The 11,597-nt window shown below is 65.6% G+C and carries 7 protein-coding genes; 5 read left to right on the top strand and 2 right to left on the bottom strand.

Annotation, left to right across the window (positions count from 1 at the left end; translation table 11 throughout):
- Positions 1 to 109: 109 nt before the first annotated feature.
- Positions 110 to 703 (top strand): hypothetical protein, encoded by a 594-nt coding sequence (locus tag N4264_RS11605; RefSeq protein WP_261697199.1) that lies wholly within the window; start codon positions 110 to 112, stop codon positions 701 to 703.
- Between the two features lie 135 nt (positions 704 to 838).
- Here the strand turns inward: N4264_RS11605 and N4264_RS11600 are convergent, their stop codons facing one another.
- Positions 839 to 1,885 carry a hypothetical protein gene (locus N4264_RS11600; protein ID WP_261697198.1) on the bottom strand — a complete coding sequence of 349 codons (1,047 nt, stop codon included), beginning with the start codon at positions 1,883 to 1,885 and terminating at the stop codon, positions 839 to 841.
- A gap of 361 nt (positions 1,886 to 2,246) precedes the next feature.
- On the opposite strand from N4264_RS11600, the gene N4264_RS11595 reads away from it, so the two are divergent.
- Positions 2,247 to 2,633 (top strand): hypothetical protein, encoded by a 387-nt coding sequence (locus N4264_RS11595; protein ID WP_261697197.1) that lies wholly within the window; start codon positions 2,247 to 2,249, stop codon positions 2,631 to 2,633.
- 3 nt (positions 2,634 to 2,636) lie between these two features.
- Here N4264_RS11595 and N4264_RS11590 read toward each other — a convergent pair whose 3' ends face one another.
- A complete protein-coding gene (locus N4264_RS11590; RefSeq protein WP_261697196.1) occupies positions 2,637 to 4,724 on the bottom strand; it encodes a tetratricopeptide repeat protein in 2,088 nt (695 codons plus the stop codon).
- A gap of 296 nt (positions 4,725 to 5,020) precedes the next feature.
- Between N4264_RS11590 and N4264_RS11585 the strand changes: the two genes are divergently transcribed.
- The 3 genes from N4264_RS11585 to N4264_RS11575 all read left to right on the top strand — a co-directional run bounded on the left by N4264_RS11585 (position 5,021) and on the right by N4264_RS11575 (position 11,592).
- Complete coding sequence (locus N4264_RS11585) at positions 5,021 to 6,160, top strand: T6SS phospholipase effector Tle1-like catalytic domain-containing protein (RefSeq protein ID WP_261697195.1); 1,140 nt, start codon at positions 5,021 to 5,023, stop codon at positions 6,158 to 6,160.
- 193 nt (positions 6,161 to 6,353) lie between these two features.
- Entirely contained in the window at positions 6,354 to 10,031 is a 3,678-nt protein-coding gene (locus tag N4264_RS11580; RefSeq protein WP_261697194.1) for a S8 family serine peptidase, read from the top strand.
- Entirely contained in the window at positions 10,024 to 11,592 is a 1,569-nt protein-coding gene (locus N4264_RS11575) for an MBL fold metallo-hydrolase (RefSeq protein ID WP_261697193.1), read from the top strand. Before N4264_RS11580 ends, N4264_RS11575 begins: the two co-directional genes overlap by 8 nt.
- The last annotated feature ends 5 nt before the right edge of the window (positions 11,593 to 11,597 follow it).

Below are 11,597 nucleotides of genomic sequence, written 5' to 3'. Positions count from 1 at the left end.
CGCGGTAAGACCCTGCGCTGGTGGTAGGCGCGTCGCGCCACCGCTACGGAACTATTCACGTCTGCCCTCTTCTATGCGTCGCCAACTCCTGGCTGAGGGACATGCACGCATGAAGAATCACCTGTTTCTGGCCACGGGCCTGCTGGCCGCCTTGCTCTGGGTCAACCCCGCGTCGGCAACCTCCTGCGCAGAGCAGCTCGAAGAACGGGCGAAATCTGACCTTGCCTTGCCCTACAAGGCATTCGACCAGACTCCGGGCAACGGCTGGCGCGCGCTGTCTGATGCCGGCTGTTATCGGGAAGCTGGTGAACTCATCCGGCGCTATATTGCACTGCAGAAAGAACCGGACCGCCTGTTGTACTGGCATCAGGCGCAATCACTGGCATTCGGTGGCGAGAACGCCGAAGCCGCAAAGATCGGCAAGGCCCATGGCCTGCGCCCCGCGGACGACGTCCTCACGTTCGGCTATCGCTGGAACGAATTCGCATTGGCAACTATCGCGTACTGGCAGGCAGACAAAGCCGAATTCGCCAGACAGAAGGTCCAGCTCGCGTCCGCCATCCAGGCAGAACCGAACGTTCCCGCGGTCAAAGCCAACCGGGGACTACTCGATGCGCTGTCAAAGCTGGAGCAGTGCTTCAACGATCCCTATGCGAAAGCGGTCCGTTGCGAGCAGAGCGCAAGCGCCAGCAACGCAGACTGAAACACCGGGCCATTGCCTCGCACCGGCCGCTGCGCCCGGCAACGACTACATCCGGCGTAGCGGATTGGAGTGACCTGATGCGATAAATGGGGCGGCATGACGCCGCCCCGGATTAGCCCTGACGGAACGTCGGGCTCAGCGCACCTTCGCCAGACGGCGAACGGTGTTGGTCGTGCCAGACATCACCAGGTCGGGACTGCCGAACATCCAGAAGTTGATGTTGGCGTAGTCTTCGTCGTCCTGGTACACGCGTCCGCGCTCCAGCGCATAGGTGGTCGGCAGGGTCTTGGGCGCATACACACCGTACGGGAAGCCCAGCACAGGGAACTGGTTCATCGGGCCCAGCGACGCCTTCCTGGCGCCGTCGAAGTGGCAGTAGAAGGTGAACTGGAGGTTGTAGGCACGGAAGCTCGGCGCGACGCCGCCGTGAGTGTCGGCGTGGCTGCGCCACACCTCGCCTTCTTCCATGCGCATCACGCGACGCCCGCCCGAGGGGCACAGCGCGCCCATGTTGAGCACGGAGTAGTCGTTGTCGTCACCGGCTGTCGGTAGCGGACGGAACGAGAGCGAGTCCAGCTCGTCCAGTTTGCAGAAGCGCCAGGTGGTGTTGTCGTTGGCGCGGGTAGCGCCGATCCAGCCGCTGTGCGAGTTGTTGTTGCGGCGGTCTTCATCGTCGTGATGGATGCTGACGAGCTTCGCATGAGTCGGGCAGGCCCTGGTTTCCGGGATCACGCCAACATTGACGGTGTGCCCGCGCGCCCAGTCAAACCAGTCGCCGGCGCCCGTGCCACCACCCAGGTCGTCGTCGCCATCGAGCGATCCGGACGTGCGCGCCGTCCTGCCCTGCACCGGCACATAGATGTCGTTGCCCTCCTCGTCCTCGGCCGGCACGCAGGGACCATCAATACCCACCGCTCCGCAGAAGCGCAGCGCAAAGGTCTCGCCTTCGATGGCGAAGAATGTCTTGAAGTCGACCAGGCCGGCATCCGGGTAGCGGGCATCGAGATCCTCCAGGTAGTGCAGGAAGGCCAGTGCACCCTTGGGAACCTCCGTCTTGAGCGCCGCTTCCTGCTCTTCCGGTGGCGTCTCGCCTTCGGAATCGTCGGCGACGGCCAGTTGCGGAAGCGCCAGGGCAAGCGCCATGGCGAGGAAGGATTTGCGCATACCGAAAGCTGTGAACATTGCTGTCTCCAAAATGGGCCGGGCTCGGCGGCGGACGGTGCCGTCGCACAGAACGTCCTGTGCGACGGGGGTAAGAGCCGGGCGGCGTGGGAGTCACCGCCTGCCGATCACGCTAGTCGGCGGCCACTGCGGCGACGAGGACGAAGCCGGGCCAGGGCGGGAACGAGCCGGGCAATCGGCCGCACGGGCGGTCTGACACGCCGCGCAACGCGGCGCGTCGTGTCGCGCGAACCGTGCTCGATTCCTTTTCAGATCAAGCCGGTTACATCAATTATTCCCGACTTCTACCCGGGATCCCGGTGGACCCGGACAGTGGGACGCGAATAGGCTTGCCCCCCTTCTTCCCCTGGAGATTCCTCCGATGCGTCGACTCTTTGTGCTCTGTGCTGCCGTCGCCGCGCTGTCCGGCGCAACCTCGGCCAGCGCACACGAAACCGTTCCCAAGGACTGGTGCACGCAGCCGGCCGCATCGCCACTGGTCGTGGACGAATTTCAGTTTGACGGCGCGGGACTGCGCCACTTGATCGACAAGTGCGGCATCGTGGACCTGGCCAAGCCGCCGGACGCGTGGACGCAGGTGTCGCTGGCGATCGACGACTATTGCAGCAAGCTGGATGTTCCAGGCCTGGCAGACACGCCTGTGCCGATCATTGCGGCGCCCAAGAGCTACCGCACCTCGGGCCACCATCTGGGATACAGCATCGACCAGGGCCTGGCCGGGGTCTGCGCCGTCTGTGTCACGCCCTGAGCCCTACACCATCGCGTCACGACGGGTGAACCCGAGCACCACATCGACCCGTCCCTGGAGCCGGGCCCGCGATTCGGCGGTCATGCCGGCGCATTGGCCCAGCACGTAGTAGGCGGTACGCAGGACGTCGCGCCAACGCGGGTTCTGTGGAAGCTTGGCCACGCTCAGATACCGTTCCATCGCACGGGCGCGCAGGCGCCCGTCGTCGATGTTCACGCGCCAGATGCGGCTTTTCTCCGCCAGCTCGATCCGGTTGCTGGCGGTAGCGCTCTCCCAGGCCTCGATGGCCGCGAGCATCAGATCCACCAGGGCGACACGGAACGCCTGGCGCATGTCGTCGCCATCCGATTCCCCAGTGTCGAGCGGCGTAACTTCCGCAGCAGCCGCCACGTCGCTGCGCGGCGCGAGCTCCATCACCAGCCGCCCGCCGCCCCCCGGCCATTGCGTGATGCGCGCGGCAACGCGCGCGCCGTCACGGGTCGCCAATTCCAGGGTCTGCGTGGTGCTGTCTTCCATGCGTTCGAAGACAGTCTCCGACGCAGCGCCATCGCCGGCGTCCAGATAGGCTGTCATGGACTGCCCCGTCAGCTGGTCGGCGTCGACACCGATGAGACGGCACGCCGCGCGGTTGCAGACCAGGATCTGCCCCTCCGCATCGAGCAGGCAGGCGGCATCATCCCGGCTGTCGAGCAGGGACTTGAGCAGATTGCGGTCTTCCGCCAAAGCATCGGCTTCGCGACGGTAGCGCGCCAGTTCCTCTTCAAGACGCACGCGACGGGCCTCGGCTTCGAGTCGATGCCGCTGCCGTCGCCGTTCGAACAGCAACCACAATCCCAGTATCGCGGCGAGACCGGACACCACAAGCCCCCACAACTGCAGCGTGCGCGCCCGGTTTTCGCTTTCCAGCGCAGCGATGGTCCGGTCGCGCTCAGCTGTTTCGAAGCGGATGCGCAACCAGTCCAGCTGGCGGTGGTGCTGCGCACGCGACACTTCCCGCGCTTCACCATTGGCGCGGCGCAGACTGTCGTTGGCGGCGGCGTGCTCGCCCGCATCCGTCTGGGCAGCAGCGAGTTCCTCCCACAGCGGCACACGTTCCGGATCGTCATCGACCGCGCTGCCCAGGGCCGACCGCAGCTGCGCGATCGCCGCGTCCGGCCGGCCGGACAACCGCTCGGTCCGGGCGATCTGTCGCTGCAACGCCGGTGGCAGCGGCAGCGCACCGTCGGCGGCAATCGCCAGCGCTGAGGCGCTCCAGTGCCGCGCCCGGGCGAGATCCCCCTGCGCCAGCGCCGCCCGCGCCAGCCCATCGTGTACGCGAAGTTCATAGACCCGGTTCTTCTCGGCGCGGTAGGTCGCCAGCGCCTCCTGCAGCCAGGCATCGGCCTGCGCGGCATCAGCGGCGTCCAGCGACGCTTCGGCCATCGATTCGAGAACGTGCGCCGCTTCGGTCTTCTCGCCGTTGTCCTGGTACCACTTCAGCGCTTCGCGGTAGTACTGCAAAGCCGGCCGGGGCTCGTCGAGGTCACGGTAGACATCGGCCAGGTTGTTCAGCACGGCGCCCGAGACAGCGCCGGCTGCGCGCTGCATCGTGAGGCTGGTTGTCAGCGCCTGGAGAGCGCCCTGGAAGTCGCCCAGGCGTCGCAGCGCGGCACCCACATTCTTCAGGTCGCGCGCCTGTGCGACCGGATCGCCACTGGCTGCCGCCATTTCCGCCGCACAGTGGAAGTGCCGCAATGCCTGGGGAATCCGCTCGCGCCGGAACTCCAGGATGCCGAAGCGACGGACCACCTCGTAGCGAAACGCCGGTGCTGCACCGGCGATTGCATCCGCGCAGGCCAGCGCATCGGAAGCCGCGTCGAAGCGGCCGGCGGCGACGTGTTCCTCGGTCCGCGCGAACAAACCCTGCAGGGCCTGGCCGGTCGCTGCTACCGGCGAAGCCACTTCGTTGCGTGACAGGCAGATTGTCGGGTCCGGCGGTGCCAACGGCGCGACAGGTTCGTCGCAATGCGGAAATGTGCCGGACAGCGCCTCGCCCGGCGATGCCACGGCGGCGGCGAACGCCAGGAGGAGTACGCAGATTCGGGAGTCCATTCGTACGAAGTCTACCGTGATCACCGTTGCGCCCAAAGCCGCCCGGCGCCTGGGCTACCGGACTATCGCCGCGGCGTGCGGCATTCGCGGTGGTACGTGTCAACGCAGAACCAGTGGCGAGAGGGCATGCGGGAGATAGTGCCCGTTTCGCTCCACGCGGGTGCGCGGGCCTGGACGCCAGGCACTTCCGCGGGTTTGCGCACGGCATGGGAGGTCACCTGCCTGCCCGACACCTCAACGGTGATCGGCCTGGTTCGTCGCCGGTCGCCATGTTTGCGCACCCGGAGGAACCACCCATGCCCTCACGCCGCCTCGTCATCTGCATCGACGGAACCAGCAATGCACCCGGCGAAGGCATGACCAATATCCAGCGACTGAACCGGATGCTGGCGCGCGATGAAAACCAGGTCGTGTACTACCAGCCGGGTGTCGGCACCGTCGAACCCGAGTCGCCGGATACGCGCTGGGACCGCCGGTGGCTGATGTTCCTGGACGCCACCACGGGCTATCTGATGAAGCGGCACGTCTGCTCCGCGTACCGCTACCTCATGGCCGAGTATCGCGAGGATGACCTGATCTACGGGTTCGGCTTCAGCCGCGGGGCCTATGCGTTGCGCGTGCTGATCGGCATGATCCGGAAGGTAGGCCTGTTGCACCGGGGGCAGGAGGAGATGGTCGACTTCGCCTGGCGCACCTACGCCCAGCGCGGCAATGATGACGCCGCAAAAGAATTCCGTAATGCATTCAGCCGCTTTGTTCCAAAAGTCCGTTTCCTGGGCTTGTTCGATACGGTGAGCGCTGTCGGCACACCCTGGCGCCCGCAGATTTTCGACTACACCTTTACCAACGACCGGGTTGAAACGGTCCGCCACGCACTGGCGCTGGACGAACACCGCGTGATGTTCGTGCAGAACCTGTGGAACAGCGAACCTGGCGCGCCGACGGCGGAACGCCGCACCGATGTGCGGCAGGTCTGGTTTGCCGGCGCCCACGCGGACGTGGGCGGCGGGTACCCCGAGGCAGAATCCGGCCTTTCGCGCATTCCCCTGGCGTGGATGCGCGATCACGCGCAACAGGCCGGGCTGGAGTTCCGGCCGAAGCTTTCGGCCCGCATGCTCACCGGCGACGACGCATCCGAGCAGACCGACATGGCCAGCATCACCGCCGCCAACGCCGCGGCAACAGCGCACGACGAGCTGCGGCAGCGCCCCTGGTGGTACCTGCTCGAATGGTTGCCGATACCGCGGTGGCGCCCGGACGGCCGTGGCGGCGGCAAGCGGCGCTGGTACCTGCATCGCGCACGCCCACGGTTCGTTCCGGAGCAGTCGCTGATACATGGCAGCGTCAAGACACGCGCGTCACAAATGGATTATGTGGCACGCCCGCGGCTGGTCCGGCCCGGCGACGAGCCGGAACCGACCAACCGGTCTGTCTGATCGGCGCCCACCCGCCGTTCCGTTGAGCCCCCTGGCGTAAAGGGGCGGCAAAATGCCGCCGGACCACCGTTTGGCCGGGTTATGGGGACGGCAGACATCCAACTTGTCCGCTCACCCAACCTTCCCTGAGTGAGATGAAGATCGCCACGACGACACTTCCTCCCCAGCAGCTCGGACATCGCGGGGGTGTCGCATGGCAAAGGTCCATGAAGTCCTGGTAAAGGTGCGCGGCGGCAAGAACGGGGCCGGGGCGCAATCGCTCTCGGCGACGCCTGGCATTCGTGCCGAACCCATCCTGGAAGTGCCGGCAAGACCGGCAGACGCGGCATTCGGGCTGGCGAAGAAAGGGTCGGCCACCTGGCTGCGCGTGACGGCGGAGCCTGCCAGTGACAACCCCTGGGATAACGCCCATGCCTTGCTGGAACGACAGCAGGGACTCGGTGTGGCCGGCGGCCTGGGGCCGATCGAGGCGATCGAACCGGACCTCGAGCAGCAATGGCCCCATGGCGATTCGCCGGGCAACGAATCAGCGCTCGCCCTCGCTGCGGCGAAGCCGCAATGCACGTTCGACGATCAGAACGCCGAAGGCGGTCGCCCCAAGGGGCCCAGCGTCGGGTGGAATCTGCTGGACGGCTTCAGCGCGCTGGCGCAGGCGCGGGCGCGCGTGGGCGACAAGCAGGCGCAGATCATCATCGCGCACCTGGATACCGGGTTCGACAAGGCGCATGCAACGGTGCCTGTCAATCTGATGCACGCCCTGCAGCGCAATTTCGTGGCCGGCGACCCGCCCAATGACGCCACTGACCGTACCCCCGACGGGCTGGGTTTCATCCGCAATCGCGGCCACGGCACCGGCACGCTGAGCCTGCTGGCCGGCGCGCAGATGGCGAACCCGTCCGACCCCTGGAAAACATTCGCCGCAGCCATCGGCGGTGCGCCCCTGGCACGCATCCTTCCCGTCCGCATTGCAGACTGGGTGGTCCGGTTCCGCCTGGGCACCATGGTGCAAGGCATCGACTACGCCAGGACCCACGGCGCGCACGTGTTGTCGATGAGCATGGGCGGCGTGAGCTCACGCGCACTGGTGGACGCGGTCAACCTCGCCTATGACGCAGGCCTGCTGATGGTTACCGCCGCCGGCAACAATTTTGCCGGCACGCCGACACCCAGAACCGTCGTATTTCCTGCACGCCTGCACCGCGTGCTGGCGGCCTGCGGCGTCATGGCCGATGGTCGCGCCTACACGGGCCTGGCCAATCGCACGATGCAGGGCAACTTCGGGCCCGACGAGAAAATGGAAACGGCCCTGGGCGCCTATACGCCCAACGTGCCCTGGGCACAGATCGACTGTGCCAACCTGGTGGACATGGACGGTGCGGGCACCTCCGCCGCCACGCCGCAGATCGCAGCGGCCGCGGCGCTGTGGCTGGCCGAACATTGGGACGAGGTAAAAAAGTATCCGGAACCCTGGATGCGCGTCGAAGCCGCCCGCCACGCCCTGTTCGCCAGCGCCCGCAAGTCGACCGCGAAGATGGACCTGGCGCGGACACGCAAGACCATCGGCAACGGTGTCTGCAACGCGCTTGCCGCGCTCGACATCCTGCCGCTGCCAGCCGCGCAGTTGACGAAGCGGCCACCGGCGAAGGCATCGTTTTCGGTCGCCAACCTGCTGTTCGGCGGCGGTGGCGTGAGTCTCGACGCGGTATCAACCGCGCAGAAGGAAATGCTCGCGCTGGAACTGACCCAGATCGCCCAGCGGGTGGTCGAGGTGGACGAGGCCATTGACGATCCGGACCGCCCACCTCAAACGATTCCCGCCGCGGCGTGCAGCCGTTACCTGGAAGCGGCGCTGGACCACGGCCAGCCATCCCGTCTGTTGCGGGCGTTTCTGGAAAGACTGGTCGGCCGCAATCGTCCGTCGATCCCCGCAGCGGCGCCAAAGTCCAGCGGACTGGCTCGTCGTCCCAAGCCAGCGGTACCGCCCAGGCGGCGTCTGCGCGTGTATGCACTCGACCCCAGCCTCGGCAAGCAGATCCAGTCGCGCCAGCTCAACGAAACTGTTTTGACAGTGCCGTGGGACGACATGCCGACCCACGAGAAGGACGGTCCATTGACCGAACGCCGGAGCCGGATGGAAGCGCTGCAGCCAGGCCCGGTCGGCGAGTACCTGGAAGTCATCGACGTCGATCCCGCTTCCGGCAAAGTGTACGAACCGGTCGATCTCAACGATCCCTATCTGCTGGCCCAAGACGGGCTGGCGCCCTCGGAAGGCAATCCGCAGTTCCACCAGCAGATGGTCTACGCCGTGGCGATGACGACCATCGGCCATTTCGAACGGGCGCTGGGACGCAGCGCACTATGGGCGCCCACCGGCAACAACGAGACGCGACGCCTGCGGATCTACCCACACGGACTGCGCGACGAGAATGCGTACTACAGCCCCCAGAAAAAGGCACTGCTGTTCGGCTACTTCCAGTCGCGTTCCAGCGGCGTCGATGCGACCGCCCCCGGCACAATGGTGTTCACGTGCCTCTCCAGCGACATCATCGCCCACGAAATGACGCACGCACTGCTCGACGGCCTCCACCGGCGTTTTGAGGAACCTTCCAACCCCGACGTCATCGCCTTCCACGAAGCCTTCGCCGATATCGTTGCGCTGTTCCAGCACTTCATGATCACCGACCTCGTCCGCTTCGAGATCGGCCATGCGCACGGCAACCTGACGGCGGCGAAGCTGCTGAGCGGCATTGCCAAGCAGTTCGGCGAAGGCGCCAACCGGCACGGCCCGTTGCGCGACTACGTCGGCGCCGAGGTGAGCAACCTGGTCTATGCCGATACCAAGGAACCTCACGCCCGCGGATCCATCCTGGTGCATGCGGTCTATGACGCTTTCCTCAACGTGGTGTCATACCGCACCGCCGACCTGATCCGCATTGCGACCAACGGCACGGGCGTGCTCGCGGCCGGCGCGCTGCATCCGGACCTGGTCAATCGGCTGACGACGGAAACCTGCGAGACGGCCTCGTATTTCCTGACGATGTGCATCCGTGCGCTGGATTACTGCCCGCCGGTCGATATCACGTTCGGCGAGTATCTGCGCGCCATCATCACCGCCGATCGCGATCTCGTCGTCGAGGACCGCCACGGCTACCGCGTGGCGATCATGGAATCGTTCCGCAAGCGCGGCATTCTGCCAGCGGATGTGCGTACCGTGTCGGAAGAGACCTTGTCCTGGGGTACCTTCCACGATCCGACGCCGGTATGGCTCGATCGACTGGTTGACGCGGTCGACATCAACTTCAACCGCGTCCTGACTCGCCACGAGATTTTTAATCTCAACCGCGAGAACTGCGGGAACGTGTCGCGTAAACTCAGCGAGATCTTTGCCGAAGACGCCGAACGCCTGCGCGAGTTTGGCCTGATGCCAGGCATCCGACGCTACGACGAACTCGGCAAGGAGGTCGCCGTCGCCGACGGATCCACTTACCAGCTGTGTAACACGACGTTCGAAGTCCACAACATCCGTCCCGCGCGCCGTATCGCGCCCGACGGCTCACATCGAACCGAAATCATCGCCGTGATCACGCAGCGACGGCCCATTCCCTTTGACGGAAAAGACGTCGCCAATGGCTTCTTCTGGTTCCGCGGCGGAGCGACGCTGGTGATCGATCCACGCGACAACGTGCGCGAGATTCGCTACAGCGTGCTGAAGAACTGCGCGAGTGAAGATCGGCTGCAGCGCCAGCGGGAGTCCATGGGAGCGAGCTATCTTTCGCCGCTGCGCGCCCTGTATTTCGGCGGCGACTGCCGCAAATCCGTAGCGGAGCCCTTTGCACTCATCCATGCCGACCGGGAGGCCCATCATGGCTAGCAAGTCCCCCAGGAACCGTGCGCCATCCGTCAAAGGCAGGCGCACGACGGCGCGCAAGCCCGCCCGGGAAGTCGTCTCCAAACGCGCCGCCAAGAAGACAGCGTCGATGCCCGACCGCGACCGCGCCAATGCGCCGGGCCTGGCAACCGTGCGCTTCTATTGCCAGGGAATCGGCGATGCGCATCTCCTGCGTTTCGAGAAGAGCGACGGAAGCCCGTTCTGGATGCTGATCGACTGCGGTATCCATACGTCCATCCTGAACGGTAACCGGAAGATCGACGAAGTCGTCGCCGATATCGAAGCCTGCGTCGGCGCCAACCGCCGCAACGGCAAGAAGCCGCGCATTGATGTCATCGTCGGCACGCACGAACACTGGGATCACATTTCCGGTTTTCACACCGCACGCGAGGCCTTCGGGAAATTCGACGTGGGCGAAGTGTGGCTGGGCTGGACGGAAGATCCGGAAGACCCGCAGGCCGCCGCCTTCGACCGCTTCAAGGGCAACGCGCTGACAGCCCTGCAAGGCGCCCAGGCACGTCTTGCCGGCGTCGCCGACGACGGGCACATGGCCATGATGCGCGCCGGCATCGATGGCCTGCTGGGTTTTCACTTCGGCGCGAAAGGGGAGAAAACCCGTGCCGCACGCGAGGCGCTGGTGGCGCTGGGCAACGGAAACGTGCGCTACGTGGAACCCGCGGACAAGCCGATCACCCTGCCGGGGCTGCCCAACCTGCGCATCTATGTGCTGGGTCCGCCCCGCGACGAATCGCTGATCGCGGTGCGCGAGCGCAAGAGTGAAATGTATGGGCTTGGCGCGTCGAGCCGGCAGGCCGACGCACTGATCAACGCGTTTGGCGCCAGCAGCTATGCCGCGCAGGATCTGGCAACGCCCTTCGATGCCGATATCGGCTCGGATCTGGACCGGCTGATCCAGGGCAGCGCGATCGACACCGATCCGGCGGAACGCAAGGCGTCGAAACTCCTCACCACGAGCTACCTGGCGAAGGACGAAGCCTACCGCCGCATCGACAATGACTGGCTCGGCGTGAGCTCGGACCTGGCCATCCAGCTGGACAACCGCACCAACAATTCCAGTGTCGTTCTGGCGTTCGAATTTATCGACAGCGGCCGCGTCATGCTGTTTGCCGCCGACGCCCAGGTCGGCAATTGGCTGAGCTGGCAGAATGTGTCTTGGAAGGTCGACGGCAAGACGGTCACCGCGCATGACCTGCTCGCCCGCACGGTGCTGTACAAGGTGGGCCACCACGGCAGCGAGAACGCGACGCTCAAGCAGAAGGGACTGGAACTGATGGTCGACAAGGACCTCACCGCCTTCATTCCCACCAACAAGGATGACGCCGAGCGCGTTCGCTGGGGGGCGATGCCCTTCAACGAGATTCTCGACGCATTGCACCGGCGGGCAGGAAAACGCGTTGTTCGCGCCGACGACGCCTGGCTGCTCAACGGCAAGGCGCCCTTCCGTACACCCTCCGGTTCGATTCAGCGGGTGTCCGTCGATCCGGACAAGCGCGGTCTGTGGGTGGAACTGGACATCGCCTGATTCAG

The organism is Tahibacter amnicola, from assembly GCF_025398735.1.
Classification (GTDB): Bacteria; Pseudomonadota; Gammaproteobacteria; order Xanthomonadales; family Rhodanobacteraceae; genus Tahibacter; species Tahibacter amnicola.
This window is presented reverse-complemented; position numbering and strand designations above follow the sequence as displayed.